Here is a 16,174-nt window from a genome sequence, read left to right on the forward strand (position 1 = left end):
TCATGTTCTGAATTGTTCCACGAGGGGATTTTCCGGACATCCGCAGACACCAGGAGACAGTATGAAACTAAAGACCCGTATCGCGATATCGTATTTTATTATTATTGTTCTGCCCATCGCGCTGATGTGCGCGGTGTTTTTCGCCATGTATCATCTGCACGTCCGGCAGGTCAGACAGAATTACGGGATTACCAGCCAGTCCCTGGACGGCATGTTCTCCAATTCCATGATGCAGATCAACCAGTATACCAGAACGGATTACGAGGAACTGAGCCATCTGGCGGATGCGGATCCCGCCAAACTGACCGACACATCCTTCCTGAAAGAAAAAAACAGCGCCCTGCGGGAAAAACGCTCCTTTTTGCTGGTGCGCACCGGGGACACCCTGTATTATCAGGGGGATACCGGCACCTACCGGCGCGCCGCGGGATTCTGGATAAAAATCCTGCCGGCCTACGGCACGTCCTATGGAGAAAATGAAGGCTATCTGTACAGCGAAAAAGCGGAAGCCCTGATCAAACAGGTGGATTTCACCGGCAGGGACGGCAGCAAAGACAGTATTTTCATTGTCACCTCTTCTTCCAGCGTACTGCCGGAGGTAAAGAGCAACCTGATCCTGGTGATTGTTTCCGTCATTGTGATTCTTGCGGCCACGGCCTCCCTGCTGATGTTCTGGCTGTACCAGAGCATTATGAAGCCGCTGAAGGAACTGCAGGTAGCCACCAAAAATATAAAAGAAGGCAACCTTGACTTTACGCTGGATTCCGACAGCCGGGATGAAATCGGCGATCTGTTCCGCAATTTTGACGAAATGCGGCAGCGCCTGAAGGAATCCACAGAAGAGAAGATCGAAGCGGAAAAAGAGAACCGGGCGCTGATCAGCAACATCGCTCATGATATCAAGACGCCGATTACCGCGGTGAAGGGGTACGCGGAAGGCCTGATTGACGGTGTGGCAGCGACGCCGGAGAAGCGGGAGCGCTACATCCGGACGATTTACAACAAGGCATCGGAGATGGACGCGCTGATCAATGAGCTGACTCTGTATTCCAAGATCGATACCAACCGGATCCCATATAATTTCCAGAAGCTCAGCGTATCCGCCTATTTCAACGACTGCATCGAGGAGATCGGGCTGGATCTGGAGACAAAGGACATCCGTCTGAATTTCTTGAATTATGTGGATGACACCGTCCAGATCATCGCGGATCCGGAGCAGCTGATGCGGGTGGTGAATAACATTGTCAGCAATGCCGTGAAATATATGGATAAGGAGAAGGGGATGATATTCATCCGGATCCGGGATGTGGGAGATTTTATCCAGGTAGAGATTGAGGACAACGGCAAGGGCATCGCCCTGAAGGATCTGCCCTACATCTTTGACCGGTTCTACCGCACCGATTCCTCCAGGAATTCATCCACCGGCGGCAGCGGCATCGGCCTGTCCATCGTAAAGAAGATCATCGAAGACCATGGCGGCAAGATCTGGGCCACCAGTAAAGAACACATCGGAACAACCATGTACTTTGTTCTGCGCAAATATCAGGAGGTACCTAATGAGTAAGATTTTAATCGTAGAAGATGAAGAAGCCATCGCTGAACTGGAAGAGGATTATCTGGAGCTCAGCGGATTTGAAGTAGAAGTGGAAAATGACGGAACGAAAGGACTGGAACGCGCCCTGGCGGAGAATTTCGACATGTACATTCTGGACCTGATGCTTCCGGGCACTGACGGATTTGAGATCTGCAAGCGGATCCGTGAGGTGAAAAACACGCCGATCCTCATGGTGTCCGCCAAAAAGGATGATATCGACAAGATCCGCGGCCTGGGGCTGGGAGCGGATGACTATATTACCAAACCGTTTTCCCCCAGCGAGCTGGTGGCCCGGGTGAAAGCCCACCTGGCCCGCTACGAGCGCCTGATCGGCAGCAACACGGAGGTTAATGATGTGATCGAAATCCGGGGAATCCGGATTGACAAAACAGCCCGCCGCGTATGGGTCAATGATGAGGAGAAGCAGTTTACCACCAAAGAGTTTGACCTGCTGACTTTTCTGGCCCAGCATCCGAACCATGTGTTTACCAAAGATGAGCTGTTCCGGGAGATCTGGGATATGGAATCCATCGGTGATGTGGCTACCGTGACGGTGCATATTAAGAAAATCCGGGAAAAAATCGAATTAAACACCGCCAAACCCCAGTATATCGAAACAATCTGGGGCGTGGGCTATCGGTTCAAACTGTAACAGGCGGGCAGGGGCAATGAGAGACAGAGGAAAACTTCCGGAAATCCTGCAGGAAGACAAGGATATCATTGTATGCCGCAAGCCGGCGGGGCTGGCGGTGCAGACGGCCAGGCCGGGGCAGCCGGACCTGGTCAGTATTCTGAAAAATTACAGAGCAGACAAACAGGAGCCCCCGTACATCGGCGTGATCACCCGCCTGGATCAGCCGGTGGAGGGGCTGCTTGTCTTTGCGAAAAACCGGCAGGCAGCGGCGCAGCTGTCCCGGCAGCAGCAGAGCGGGCAGTGGATCAAGGAATATCTGGCGGTGGTCTGCGGGATACCGGAGAAAAAAGAGGGGCGTCTGACCGACTGGCTGCGCAGAGACGGGCGGCAGAACTGCTCCGCCGTGGTACCGGAACAGACAGAAGGGGCAAAACGGGCCGTGCTGTCCTACCGTGTCCTGGGTGTCTGCCGGGAGCCTTCCGGCGGGCTGGCGCTGGTCCGGATCCGCCTGGAAACCGGCCGGCATCACCAGATCCGGGTGCAGATGGCCCATGCGGGCTGGCCGCTGTACGGAGACCGGAAATACGGACCGTCCGGGGATTCGCCTTCCGGCGCGGCGCTGGCCCTGTGCGCTGCCCGGCTCACTTTCCGCCATCCGGGGACCGGCCGTGAGACAGAGTACCGGATTACACCGAAAGGCCCGGGGTTTGCAGTGTTTTCCGAAGACCTGCAATCTTGTAAAATCACGGGAATATGATAGAATAAACGAAAGTCACTCCCTGCGCGGAAGCGGGAGAAGAGGACTGGATAAAATGATGAGGAGATAATTGGAAAACATGGCAAAAGATAAGAAACTTGTGGAAGCGATTACCCCTATGGAAGAGGATTTCGCCCAGTGGTATACCGATGTGGTGAAGAAAGCGGACCTGATGGCGTATTCCAGCGTCAGAGGCTTTATGATCTTCAAACCTGCCGGCTATGCCATCTGGGAGAACATTCAGAAGGAGCTGGACCGCAGATTTAAGGAAACCGGCGTGGAAAATGTATACATGCCCCTGCTGATGCCGGAGAGTCTGCTGAAGAAGGAAGGGGAGCTGGTCAACGGATTCGCGCCGGAAGTGGCGTGGGTGACTGAAGGCGGAGAATCCCCGCTGCAGGAGCGCCTCTGTGTCCGCCCGACTTCCGAGACTCTGTTCTGCGATTTCTACAAGGATGACATACAGTCTTACCGGGACCTGCCGAAACTGTACAACCAGTGGTGTTCCGTGGTTCGCTGGGAGAAGGAGACCCGTCCGTTCCTCCGCTCCAGGGAATTTCTGTGGCAGGAAGGACATACCGCCCATGCCACAGCGGAAGAGGCGGAAGCCCGCACCGAACAGATGCTGAATGTATACGCGGACTTTCTGGAGGAAGTGCTGGCGATTCCGGTGATCCGGGGACAGAAGACAGAAAAAGAGAAATTCGCCGGTGCCCAGGCCACCTATACGGTAGAAGCGCTGATGCATGACGGCAAGGCGCTGCAGTCCGGCACCAGCCATAATTTCGGCGACAAATTCGCCCGGGCGTACGGCGTGCAGTACACGGACAAGGACAACCAGCTCAAATATGTCTACCAGACATCCTGGGGAATGACGACCCGCACCATCGGCGCGCTGATCATGGTCCATGGAGACGATTCCGGCCTGGTGCTCCCGCCGCGGATCGCGCCGACGCAGGTAATGGTGATTCCGATCCAGCAGAAGAAGGAGGGTGTGCTGGAGCGCGCCCGGGAACTGTGCGAACGCCTGTCCGGGGTATGCTCCGCCCGTCTGGATGACAGCGACAAGAGCCCGGGATGGAAGTTCTCCGAACAGGAGATGCGCGGAATCCCGATCCGTGTGGAGCTGGGACCGAAGGATATCGAGAAGAACCAGTGCGTACTGGTGCGCCGGGACACCAGGGAAAAGACCTTTGTCTCCCTGGATCAGCTGGAAACAGCAGTCACCGAACTGCTGGATACGATTCAGAAGGATATGTTTGCCCGGGCAAAAGCGCATCGGGATGCCCACATCTGGGATGCCCGCAGCTATGCCGAGTTTAAGGACACCGTAGAAAACAAGACCGGGTTTATCCGCGGCATGTGGTGCGGAGACAGAGCCTGTGAAGATAAGATCAAAGAAGAAACCGGCGCGACATCGCGCTGTATGCCGTTTCATGATCAGGAAGGGATCTCCGATGTATGCGTCTGCTGCGGAAAACCGGCGAAAAAGCTGGTTTACTGGGGACGGGCATATTAAATATCACGACACGGAAGCAGGCCGGAGACACAGCGTCTTCTGCGCGGAAGCAGTGACTGCTTCGCGGCGGGGCGGACAGCAGGGTCTGCCGGCCGCGGCCGTTTCAGAAGGAGAGACGAAAGACGTGTATGAACATACAGCTGCCTGAACATGTAAAATACATTATCCATACCCTGGAAGCCGCGGGATATCCCGCATACGCCGTGGGCGGATGCGTCCGGGACAGTGTGCTGGGCAGGACGCCGGAGGACTGGGATATTACCACCGCAGCCCATCCGCGGCAGGTGAAGGCGCTTTTTTCCAGGACGGTGGATACCGGGATCCGGCATGGAACGGTTACCGTTCTGCTGGAAAAGGAGCAGTACGAGGTGACCACATTCCGCATTGACGGGACCTATGAGGATGCCAGACATCCCAGCAGCGTCACTTATACGCCGGACCTGAAAGAAGACCTGAAGCGCAGGGATTTTACCATCAACGCCATGGCATACAATGAACGGGACGGATTTGTGGATGCCTTCGGAGGCCTCACGGACCTGGCAGAAAAACGGATCCGCTGCGTGGGAGATCCGCGGGAGCGGTTTTCCGAAGACGCGCTCCGTATGCTGCGGGCTGTGCGTTTTGCCGCGCAGCTGGACTTTTCCATTGACAGAGACACCCGGGAGGCGATCGTTCTGCTGGCGCCTGCGATTGCCCAGGTCAGCGCGGAGCGGATTCAGACGGAACTGGTAAAACTCCTGGTATCGGACCATCCGGAACGCCTCCGGGATGTCTGGGAGACCGGAATCGCGGATGTGGTATTTCCGGAATTTTCCCGGATGATGGTGACGGAACAGAACACGATCCATCACTGCTATACGGTGGGGGAGCATACGATTCACGCGGTGATGAATATGGAACCGGACCGCCTGCTGCGGCTGGCGATGCTTTTTCACGACATCGGCAAGCCGGCCTGCCGCACGACGGACGCCGACGGCGTCGATCACTTCAAGGGGCATCCGGCTGTGGGGGCGCAGATGACCAGAGAGATTCTGCGCCGTATGAAATTTGACAACCATACCATCCGCCGGGTATCCCGGTTTGTGGAAATCCACGAAGACCGGCCGGCGCTGACGGAGACAGCGGTCCGTAGGAGCCTAAGCCGCACCGGACCGGAGAATTATCCGGATTTTTTCCGGATCAAACGGGCGGACATCCTGGCCCAGAGCGATTATATGCGTCAGGACAAATTAAGCAAACTGGAAGAGCATATCCGTCTGTACCACGAGATCCTTTCCGCGCATCAGTGCCTGACCAAGAAAGAGCTGGCGGTAACCGGCAACGACCTGATCGCTGCCGGCGTGCCCCGGGGCAGACAGATCGGCGAGATACTGAATGGTCTGCTGGAACATGTACTGGAAGTCCCGGAAGACAATCAGAAGGAGATCCTTCTGGCGCTGGTTCAGGACGGAACGGTCCGAAGCCAGTCATAGAAAACGCAGCAAAAGTATATACTCGAAACGCCGGAACTGGCGGACAGAAAATGAAGGAGGAAGACTATGGGCTATCGTGAAGCATATGAACAGTGGCTGTCAGATCCGTATTTTGATGAGGCAACCAAAGCGGAACTCCGATCCATCGCGGATGATGAGAAAGAGATCGAAGACCGGTTTTACATGGAACTGGAATTCGGCACAGCCGGTCTGCGGGGCGTCATCGGCGCAGGCACCAACCGGATGAATATTTATACCGTCCGCAAGGCCACACAGGGACTGGCCAACTACATCATGCAGGTGGGCGCCCAGTCCAAGGGGGTGGCGATTGCCTATGATTCCCGTCATATGTCGCCGGAATTTGCCCAGGAAGCGGCCCTTTGCCTGGCAGCCAACGGGATACGTGCCTATATTTTTGAGTCTCTGCGGCCGACGCCGGAGCTGTCCTACGCGGTGCGGAGACTCGGATGCACTGCGGGAATCAACATCACAGCCAGCCACAATCCTTCGGAGTACAACGGATACAAAGTATACTGGGAAGACGGCGCCCAGATTACGCCGCCCCACGATACCGGAATCATGGCGCAGGTGCGGGCCATCACAGATTACAGCGCCGTACGGACGATGACGCGGGAAGACGCGGTGCAGCAGGGAATGTATCAGGTGATCGGCAGCGATATTGATGATCCCTACGACGCGGAGCTGAAGCGTCTGGTACTGAACCCGGATGTGATTAAAGAGCAGGCAGACAACATCCATATCATATACACGCCGCTGCACGGCACAGGAAATCTGCCGGTGCGCCGGATCCTGAAGGAACTTGGCTTTACCCATGTGCATGTGGTGCCGGAGCAGGAGCTTCCGGACGGGGATTTCCCCACGGTTTCCTATCCGAATCCGGAGTCTGAGGAAGCCTTTGCCCTGGGGCTGAAGATGGCCAGGGAGCAGAAGGCAGATCTGGTACTGGCGACGGATCCGGATGCCGACCGCCTGGGCGTGTATGTCAGAGACGGACAGACCGGAGAATACCATCCGCTGACCGGAAATATGTCCGGCTGCCTGATCGGCGCCTATGAAATCAGCCAGCGCAAGGTAAAATCCGGTCTGCCGGCGGACGGGGCGTATATCAAGTCCATTGTTACCACCAATCTGGCAGATGCCATCGCGAAACACTACGGCATCCGTCTGGTGGAGGTGCTGACCGGCTTCAAATACATCGGCCGCCAGATGCTGGAGTTTGAAACCAAGGGAACCGGCACCTATCTGTTCGGTATGGAAGAAAGTTACGGCTGTCTGCCGGGCACCTATGCCAGAGATAAGGACGCGGTAGCCGCTTCCATGGTTCTGTGCGAGGCAGCGGCTTATTACAAAGCCCAGGGAAAGACCCTGTGGGACGCCATGCTGGAGCTGTATGAGACCTACGGGTATTACAGCGACCATGTAGAGTCGATTACCCTGAAAGGCAAGGAAGGCATCGAAAAGATCCGGAATATCATGGAAACCATCCGGAAGAATCCGCCGACAAAGATCGGTTCTCACCCGGTGGAGGTGTTCAGGGATTACCAGACCGGCATCCTTCGGGATCTGCGTACCGGAAAAGAAGGAAAAACCGGACTTCCAGCCTCCAATGTGCTTTACTTTGAACTTCCGGAAGACGCCTGGGTCTGCTTCCGGCCCTCCGGTACAGAACCAAAATTAAAGTACTATTTCGGCGTCCGGGGCACATCCATGGAGGATGCCGCGGCCAGAGCCGAAGAGCTGCGCCGGGATGTGGCTGCAGTGGTGGCGCCCTTCCTGCAGTAAACCGATGCCGGAGGGGAAGTGTGCTTTTCCTGCAGGCACCGATGCCGGAAAGCGCGTGGGTTTCCCGGCAGGATACGCATACAGGTATTACAGAAAAGTAAAAAAATTCTCAGTTTTGTAGGAAATGTAATGAATCCGTAACAGTTTTCTTGACAGGGCAGAGAAAATAAAGTATAAATGATTTATAGCGATTTTACGCAGAAAGTGGGAATTTACACGGGTTTGCCCGCTCCCGCCAATCATAATTTAGGAGGACATAACATGAATAAATCTGAATTAGTAGCAGCAGTAGCTGAGAGAGCCGGACTGCAGAAGAAGGATGCGGAAAAGGCAGTGACTGCTTTCACAGATGTTATCGCGGATGCCTTAAAGGCAGGAGATAAAGTTCAGTTAGTTGGTTTTGGTTCTTTTGAAGTAACCGAGAGAGCCGCAAGAACAGGCAGAAACCCGCAGACAAAGCAGACCATCGAGATTCCGGCTTCCAAAGCTCCTAAATTCAAAGCAGGAAAGGCATTAAAGGATCTCGTGAACGAGAAATAATCGTTCCATACAGAGCGCGCGTCCTGCAGGACGCGTCAGGAAGACAGATAAAACGGGGGAACAGCTTTGCAGAAAGCCGTTCCCTCTCTTATCATCACAGCGCGGCGGAAGGACTGCCGCCGGCAGTACAGGATACAGACAGTACAGGATACGATATGAGACTGGATAAATATCTGAAAGTGTCACGCCTGGTGAAACGCAGGACCGTGGCCAATGAGGCCTGTGACGCCGGACGCGTCACGGTGAACGGCAAAACAGCCAAAGCATCCCAGAATGTAAAAGTCGGAGATATTATCGAGATTGCCTACGGCAACCGGGCGGTGAAGGCAGAGATCCTTCAGATCGCGGATACCTCCCGCAAAGAAGAAGCCAAGGAAATGTTCCGCTATCTGTAGCAGGATGCGCAGGCGGGGCGGTATGCAAGCAGAAGGAAGTGTATATGGCATCTATGTCATCCCCAGACAAATCATCCAAAAGCAGAACACAGAAAAACAGAAAACGCGCCGCCGCCCAGAAACGGCATGCCCAGAGCAGGGTACATCGTCTGAACGCGCTCAAAGATAAAAAACGCAACCGGATCGCGAAGCTGTGCGTATCCGGGATGGCAGTCGCGCTGGTGGCGATCCTCTCGGTGCAGATCCTGCAGCTGGATGCCAGAAACAAATCCTACCAGGAGCAGAAAGCGCAGCTGGAGACCCAGCTGACAAGCGAGAAGAACCGCACGAAAAAGCTGGAAGAAGAGAAAAAATACGTAAACTCCGATCAGTATGTGGAAAATGAAGCCAAATCCAAACTGGGCATGGCTGGTGATGACGAGATCGTATTTAAGGAAAAATAACAGGCAGAAGCAGGAAGCACAGGCATGGTACGCCTGCGGCTTCCGAAAAAACCGCAGCACAGCAGAAAGGCCCGGACGACGGGCCTTTTCTCTTTTTCTGCCGGTCAAACAAAGAGGAATGGAAGTCAGATATGGAAAAACAGGTGCTGAATTATATGAGACTGCATCAGATGACCCGTCCGGGACAGCTGGTGCTGGCCGGGGTGTCCGGCGGCGCGGACTCGGTCTGCCTGCTTCTGGTGCTGCATGCCTTAAGCGGGCAGCTTAAGATCCGGCTGACGGCGGTGTACGTGGAACACGGCATCCGCGGCGCGGACAGCATAGCGGACGGTCGGTTCGTGCAGCAGCTCTGCAAAGAACTGGGAATCCCGTTTCTCATGAAGCAGGTGGATGCCCGGGCCGCGGCTGAGGCCGCCCATGAGACGCTGGAGGAGGCGGCCAGAAGACTGCGGTACCAGGTTTTTCACCAGACGGCGGATGCCCTGGGGGCGGCGAGGATTGCGGTGGCCCATCATGGCGAGGACTGCGCGGAGACCATGCTCTTCCATTTGGTACGGGGAACCGGACTCACCGGACTTACCGGCATCCGGCCGGTGCGGGAACAGATTATCCGACCGCTGCTGTGCGTCAGCAGAGAAGAAATCGAAGACTATCTGGCGGCGCGGCAGCAGACCTATGTTACCGATGTCACCAACAGTGACCTGAACTACGCCAGAAACCGGATCCGCCACCGGGTGCTGCCCCAGCTGGAACAGATCAACAGCCGGGCGGTGGACCATATGCGCCGGACCGCGGAGCACCTGATCGCAGTGGAGGACTATCTGGCCGGGCAGATCCGGGAGGCCCGCCGGGCAGCAGTGCGGAAAACCGAAAACGGCGCGGAAATTTCCTGCCGGGCGCTTGAGACCCTTCATCCGGTGATACGCCAGGAGATGATTCATCAGCTTCTGGGAGAAACGGCGGGAAGCCGGAAGGATCTAACCCAGCGGCACATCGACGGAGTGCTGGAACTGGCGGCAGGACAGACCGGCAGGCAGATCATCCTTCCCTATGGGATGACGGCCCGCCGGAGCTATGATACACTGCTGCTGGAAAGGAAGGCAAAACCCGCGGAATGCGGAAAACCCGCGGCAGCAGTTTCACTGGGCGGACCGGGGGACTATCTGCTGCCGGACGGCACCTCCTGCCGGGTGCAGCGCAGTCCTTATGCCGGAGATGCAAAAAAAATAGAAGAAAAAGCATATACGAAATGGTTTGACTGTGATAAAATTAAAAATAGTCTGCAGATACGTTATCGTCGGCCGGGGGACTACCTGTGTGTGACGGAATCCGGCGGCAGAAAAAAGCTCAAAGATTACTTTATCGATGAGAAAATTCCGCGGGAAGCGCGGGATCAGATCCTGCTTTTAGCGGACGGTTCCCACATCCTGTGGGTGTTGGGACACCGGATCAGCGCCGCATATAAAGTCACCGAACAGACAAAGACTGTACTGCAGGTTCAGGTTAATCAGAAATAAGAGGTATTTATTCAATGAGTGAAACAATCAAAGTCATGATCAGCGAGGAGGAAGTAGAGGCCAAGATCAGCGAACTGGGCAGACAGATCACGGAAGAACTGAAGGGAGAGCCGGTCAAGCTGATCTGCATTCTTCGTGGAGCAGCTTTTTTTGCGTGTGAGCTGGCCAAACGGATTGAGGCACCGGTATATATTGATTTTATGTCCGCTTCCAGTTACGGCAACAGCACGGAGTCATCCGGACAGGTTACCATCAAGAAGGACCTGGATGATCCGGTGGAAGGAGAAAACGTACTGGTAGTGGAAGATATCATTGACTCCGGCCGTACACTGAGCTTTCTGCTGAAGGAACTGAAAGCCAGGGGCGCGAAGAAAGTCATGCTGTGCACCCTGCTGGACAAACCGGAACGCCGTGTGGTGGAGGTGCCGATTGATTACTGCGGATTCCGTATTCCGGATCAGTTTGTTGTCGGCTACGGACTGGATTACGCACAGAAATACAGGAACCTTCCCTATATAGGAATTGTGGAATTTGATTAGAGACACCGTTGAAAAACAGGAGGAACAGACCATTGCGTAGATCGAGGGGGTTATGGATTTATATCTGCCTCATTCTGATCGTTCTGGCGATTATCCCGTCGCTGAGCGGAAGATGGGGCTCATCCAACAGTACGTATTCCTACAGCCAGTTTCAGGAAGATGTACAGGATAAAAAAGTAAGCAGTGTGGAGGTGGACCAGAACGAAGAAGTTCCCACCGGTTCACTGAAGGTCACACTGACCGACGGTCAGGAGATGACACTGTATGTATCGAATGTCAATGACGCGCAGAAATATTTGGACCGGGAAGGCGTGACCTATGCGGTGAAGGATGTGCCCGGTGAGAACATATGGGCAGACATTCTTCCGTCCATTATCCTGATCGTCATTATGATTGTCTTTTTCGCAATGATGAGCAATTCCGCCAACGCGGGCGGCGGAGCCAACAGCAAGATGATGAACTTCGGCAAAAGCCGGGCATCTATGACAAACGGCGAAAATGTCAACGTAAGCTTTGAAAATGTAGCCGGCCTGGAAGAGGAAAAAGAAGAACTGCAGGAAATCGTGGATTTCCTGCGGGATCCGTTCAAATATACGAAAGTCGGCGCCAGAATTCCGAAAGGCGTACTGCTGGAGGGCCCTCCGGGTACCGGTAAGACATTGCTGGCCAAGGCAGTGGCCGGAGAAGCGAAAGTACCGTTTTTCTCCATTTCTGGTTCGGACTTTGTGGAGATGTTCGTGGGTGTCGGCGCGTCCCGTGTCCGTGATCTGTTTGAAAATGCCAAGAAAAATGCGCCCTGCATCGTCTTTATTGATGAGATCGACGCTGTGGCCAGACGCAGGGGCACAGGCCTGGGCGGCGGTCATGACGAGCGGGAGCAGACACTGAACCAGATGCTGGTGGAGATGGACGGTTTCGGAGCCAACGAGGGAATCATCGTGATGGCCGCCACGAACCGTGTGGATATTCTGGATCCGGCGATCCTGCGTCCGGGCCGTTTTGACCGGAAGGTCGTAGTCGGCCGTCCGGATGTCAAGGGCCGGGAAGAGATCCTGAAGGTTCACTGCAAAAACAAACCCATCGGCGATGATGTGGATCTGAAGCAGATTGCCCAGACCACGGCAGGATTTACCGGCGCGGATCTGGAGAATCTCATGAACGAGGCGGCAATCGGGGCAGCGAAGGAAAAACGCAGCTTTATCCGTCAGGATGATATCCGCAAGGCCTTCGTGAAGGTTGGAATCGGAACCGAAAAGAAGAGCCGCGTGATTTCCGATAAGGAGAAACGGATCACTGCCTTCCATGAGGCAGGCCATGCGATCCTGTTCCATGTGCTTCCGGATGTGGGACCGGTCTATACCGTATCCATCATTCCCACCGGACAGGGTGCGGCAGGCTATACCATGCCGCTGCCGGACCGGGATGAGATGTTCTACACCAAAGGACACATGCTGCAGGATATTGAGGTGGCACTGGGCGGCCGCATTGCGGAGGAGATGATTTTTGACGATATCACCACCGGCGCCTCCCAGGACATCAAGCAGGCGACACAGGTAGCCCGGGGAATGGTCACCCGGTACGGCATGTCGGATAATATCGGCCTCATCAGTTATACCAGTGACGATGATGAAGTGTTTATCGGACGGGATCTGGCCCATCAGCGCAGCTACGGGGAAAATATTCAGACAGAGATTGACGCGGAAGTGAAGCGGATCATTGATGACTGCTACAGGGAAGCACGCCGGATCATTGAGGAGCATGAAGATGTGCTCCACCGCTGTGCGGAACTGCTGCTGGAAAAAGAGAAGATTCACAGAGAAGAATTCGAAGCGCTTTTCGAGAAGAAACCGGATCCGGCGGAGCCGATTGCTTTTGAGGAAGTTTAGCATTTAGTTAAAATTGTGACAATATGTACAACAGGCAGCAAACTACAACTTTCAATGATTGTAGCATTTTTAACAAAAAACAATTGAAAATAATGCGAAGTTTATGCACACTTCGGGAGCAGGTTTTGTTATTATAATAACCGTAAAAACCCCCAATACATTATTTTAGTTTTTTGCTAACCCCAATAGTAAAAAATACCTTCTCCTGAAGAGGCAGCGTTCGATAGCTGCCTCTTCCTTTTTTATATCCGGAGAAATATAGGAACAAATATTCCTTCGTCTGCCGGAGAACATGTCGGCAGCGGGGGCAGAATCCGAGGGAAGTATTTATGGATGAAATGAAATTTATGAACAGTTTTTTCAGTGACGGCACAGAAGATTACTGCTGTCCCACAGAACCGGGGAAGTATGACGCGGTAACCATCCGCTTCCGGCTGATGGAGAATACGGCGGATGCCGTATGTCTCTATACGGGGAAAAGCCGGATCCCCATGCGAAAAGACTGTAATCTGTGCGGGTTTGATTATTATGTGACGGAAGTACCGCTTACCGGGGAAGAATTCCGGTATCGATTTCAGATTGAGCGGGGCGCGGACATTTATCATTATGACCGGTATGGCGCCTGCAAGGAAGACCGGCGGGAGTATGAGTTTGTGCTGGAACCGGGCTTTTCCGTGCCGAAGTGGGCCCGGGGCGCAGTGATGTATCAGATTTTTGTGGACCGTTTCTGCTGCGGCAATCCGGATATTACAGTGCGGAACGGGGAATACTACTATATTAACCGCCATGTGTCGGCAGTGGACAACTGGTATAAGTATCCCGAAGACTTTGACGTGTCGGAATTTTACGGCGGGGATCTGGACGGTGTGATTCAGAAGCTGGATTATCTGGAGGATCTGGGGATCGAAGTCATCTATTTCAATCCCCTGTTCGTATCCCCCTCCAGCCATAAGTATGATACCCAGGACTATGATTATATTGATCCCCATATCGGCGCGATCCCCGTGGACGGCGGCGATCTGCTGGCAGACGGCGAAACAGACAACCGGAGAGCCGGCTGCTACCGGCGCCGGGTAACCGATCCCCGCAATCTGGAAGCATCCAACCGGAAGTTTATCGAACTGGTGGAAAAGGCCCATGCCCGCGGCATACGGGTGATTATCGACGGGGTATTCAATCACTGCGGCTCCTTCCACAAATGGCTGGACCGGGAAGGCATCTATGAAAACGCGGTAGGCTACCGGGAGGGGGCGTACCACAGCAAATCCAGCCCTTACCATGATTTCTTCCATTTTGAGGATGAGAACGCGTTTCCGGAAAATTCCACTTATGAGGGATGGTGGGGACACGATACGCTGCCGAAGCTGAATTATGAGGGGTCCCGTGTGCTGGAGCAGTATATTTTAGACATCGGCGCCAAGTGGGTATCCCCGCCGTATAACGCGGATGGCTGGCGTCTGGATGTGGCAGCGGACCTGGGACACAGCCAGGACTACAACCACCGCTTCTGGAAAGAATTCCGCAAGCGGGTCAAAGAGGCCAACCCGGAGGCGCTGATTCTGGCAGAACATTACGGCGATCCTTCCCCCTGGCTCAGGGGCGGCCAATGGGATTCCGTCATGAACTACGACGCATTTATGGAACCGATCTCATGGTTCCTGACCGGCATGGAAAAACACAGCGAGGAATTCCGGGAAGACATGCTGGGCAACTCCGAGGCCGCGCTGCATGCGCTGCGGCATAATATGTCCCGGATGCTGACGCCGTCGCTGCAGTGTGCCATGAACCAGCTGTCCAATCACGATCATTCCCGTTTCCTGACGCGGACCAATCATATGGTGGGACGCGCGTTCCATCTGGGCAAGAAGGCGGCTTCCCAGGGCGTAAACAAGGGAGTAATGAAAGAAGCGGTGGTCTTCCAGATGACATTCCCGGGAGCGCCGACCCTGTATTACGGGGATGAGGCCGGTGTCTGCGGATTTACGGATCCGGACAACCGCAGAACGTATCCCTGGGGACGGGAAGATCAGGAATTGCTGAACTTCCACAAAGAGATCATCCGGATTCACAAAGAAAACGAAGCCTTCCGTACCGGCTCGGTCCGGGAACTGGCCATGGAGCGGAACATGATCTGCTTTGCCCGGTTTAACCGGCAGCAGCAGTTTGTGATTGTATGCAATAACAGTGACTATTCCAAGAGCCTTCATATCGATGTGTGGATCGCGGGAATACCGAAAGACGCGGTACTGGAGCAGATCATGTATACCCAGCCGGAAAGTTTTTCCACACGGCCGGTGCAGTATCAGCTGGAAGACGGGGTACTGACCATAACCCTGCCGAAATATTCCGCCGTGATCCTGAAAAAGCAGCAGTAGGAGGAGCGTAAGCCATGCGACAGCAGTCCGAAGACAAGACCACAGACCAGAAGCTTGCCGACAGCTTCAAACGGCTGGCCTGCCAGCATCCCATCGACAAAATCACCATTCAGATGATTACGGACGGCGCCGGCGTGATCCGCCCGACCTTCTACAATCATTTCCAGGATAAGTACAACCTGCTGGAATGGATTCTGGTGCATGACATCCTGGTGCCGGTGCAGCCGATGCTGGCCAGCGGAATGATGAATGAGAGCCTGTGGCTGATTTTCCATAATATTCTGAAGGAAAAGGAATTTTACATGCATGTGGCCCGGCTGGAAGGGCAGAATTCCTTTGAAAGTATGGTGGAAAAGGCAATTTCACTGATCTTAAGCGGCATGCTGGAAGACCAGATGAAAGGGTACAAATTAAAGAACCGGTGGCTGACACCGGAGCATATTTCGGTGTATTATGCCAAATCCATGACATATGTGCTGCTGTCCTGGATTCGCAGCGGCATGGAGCTGACGCCGGAGGAGCTGACGGATGTCTATGGCTTTATCATTTCCCGTTCGCTGATGGATCTGATGCGGGATCTGGAGCAGTTCGAACCAAAATGATAAACATAGCGTCGATTATCCGACGCAATATAGCATAAAATAGATACAATGCATAGAAAATGTATTTTTGATCAATACATTTGATATAAAATGCATGG

14 protein-coding genes are annotated in these 16,174 nt (G+C 54.2%); all 14 read left to right on the forward strand.

What is annotated here, in order from left to right; translation table 11 throughout:
- Positions 1-61: 61 nt before the first annotated feature.
- Complete coding sequence (locus CXIVA_RS06005; RefSeq protein WP_013977106.1) at positions 62-1,564, forward strand: HAMP domain-containing sensor histidine kinase; 1,503 nt, start codon at positions 62-64, stop codon at positions 1,562-1,564.
- Complete coding sequence (locus CXIVA_RS06010; protein ID WP_013977107.1) at positions 1,557-2,246, forward strand: response regulator transcription factor; 690 nt, start codon at positions 1,557-1,559, stop codon at positions 2,244-2,246. Before CXIVA_RS06005 ends, CXIVA_RS06010 begins: the two co-directional genes overlap by 8 nt.
- Positions 2,247-2,262: 16 nt before the next feature.
- Positions 2,263-2,985, forward strand: a complete 723-nt coding sequence (locus CXIVA_RS06015) for an RNA pseudouridine synthase (RefSeq protein WP_013977108.1) — start codon at positions 2,263-2,265, stop codon at positions 2,983-2,985.
- 79 nt (positions 2,986-3,064) lie between these two features.
- A complete protein-coding gene (gene proS, locus CXIVA_RS06020) occupies positions 3,065-4,504 on the forward strand; it encodes a proline--tRNA ligase (protein WP_041727665.1) in 1,440 nt (479 codons plus the stop codon).
- A 128-nt stretch (positions 4,505-4,632) separates the two neighbouring features.
- Positions 4,633-5,976: an HDIG domain-containing metalloprotein gene (locus tag CXIVA_RS06030; RefSeq protein ID WP_013977111.1), complete on the forward strand. Its 1,344-nt coding sequence runs from the start codon at positions 4,633-4,635 to the stop codon at positions 5,974-5,976.
- Between the two features lie 66 nt (positions 5,977-6,042).
- Positions 6,043-7,779, forward strand: a complete 1,737-nt coding sequence (locus CXIVA_RS06035; RefSeq protein WP_013977112.1) for a phospho-sugar mutase — start codon at positions 6,043-6,045, stop codon at positions 7,777-7,779.
- A gap of 261 nt (positions 7,780-8,040) precedes the next feature.
- The gene (locus CXIVA_RS06040) at positions 8,041-8,319 is read left to right on the forward strand and encodes an HU family DNA-binding protein (protein WP_013977113.1); all 279 of its coding nucleotides are present in this window, start codon (positions 8,041-8,043) and stop codon (positions 8,317-8,319) included.
- Positions 8,320-8,474: 155 nt separating this feature from the next.
- Positions 8,475-8,714: an RNA-binding S4 domain-containing protein gene (locus CXIVA_RS06045; RefSeq protein WP_013977114.1), complete on the forward strand. Its 240-nt coding sequence runs from the start codon at positions 8,475-8,477 to the stop codon at positions 8,712-8,714.
- A 44-nt stretch (positions 8,715-8,758) separates the two neighbouring features.
- Positions 8,759-9,157 (forward strand): septum formation initiator family protein, encoded by a 399-nt coding sequence (locus CXIVA_RS06050; RefSeq protein WP_013977115.1) that lies wholly within the window; start codon positions 8,759-8,761, stop codon positions 9,155-9,157.
- A 131-nt stretch (positions 9,158-9,288) separates the two neighbouring features.
- Positions 9,289-10,674 (forward strand): tRNA lysidine(34) synthetase TilS, encoded by a 1,386-nt coding sequence (gene tilS, locus CXIVA_RS06055; protein WP_013977116.1) that lies wholly within the window; start codon positions 9,289-9,291, stop codon positions 10,672-10,674.
- Between the two features lie 14 nt (positions 10,675-10,688).
- Positions 10,689-11,213 (forward strand): hypoxanthine phosphoribosyltransferase, encoded by a 525-nt coding sequence (gene hpt, locus CXIVA_RS06060; RefSeq protein WP_013977117.1) that lies wholly within the window; start codon positions 10,689-10,691, stop codon positions 11,211-11,213.
- 32 nt (positions 11,214-11,245) lie between these two features.
- Positions 11,246-13,099 (forward strand): ATP-dependent zinc metalloprotease FtsH, encoded by a 1,854-nt coding sequence (gene ftsH / locus CXIVA_RS06065; RefSeq protein WP_013977118.1) that lies wholly within the window; start codon positions 11,246-11,248, stop codon positions 13,097-13,099.
- 329 nt (positions 13,100-13,428) lie between these two features.
- Positions 13,429-15,474: an alpha-glycosidase gene (locus CXIVA_RS06070; RefSeq protein ID WP_013977119.1), complete on the forward strand. Its 2,046-nt coding sequence runs from the start codon at positions 13,429-13,431 to the stop codon at positions 15,472-15,474.
- Between the two features lie 14 nt (positions 15,475-15,488).
- Complete coding sequence (locus CXIVA_RS06075; RefSeq protein WP_013977120.1) at positions 15,489-16,076, forward strand: TetR/AcrR family transcriptional regulator C-terminal domain-containing protein; 588 nt, start codon at positions 15,489-15,491, stop codon at positions 16,074-16,076.
- Positions 16,077-16,174 lie beyond the last annotated feature (98 nt).

The sequence above is a fragment of the Clostridium sp. SY8519 genome (assembly GCF_000270305.1).
Taxonomy (GTDB): Bacteria; Bacillota; Clostridia; order Lachnospirales; family Lachnospiraceae; genus SY8519.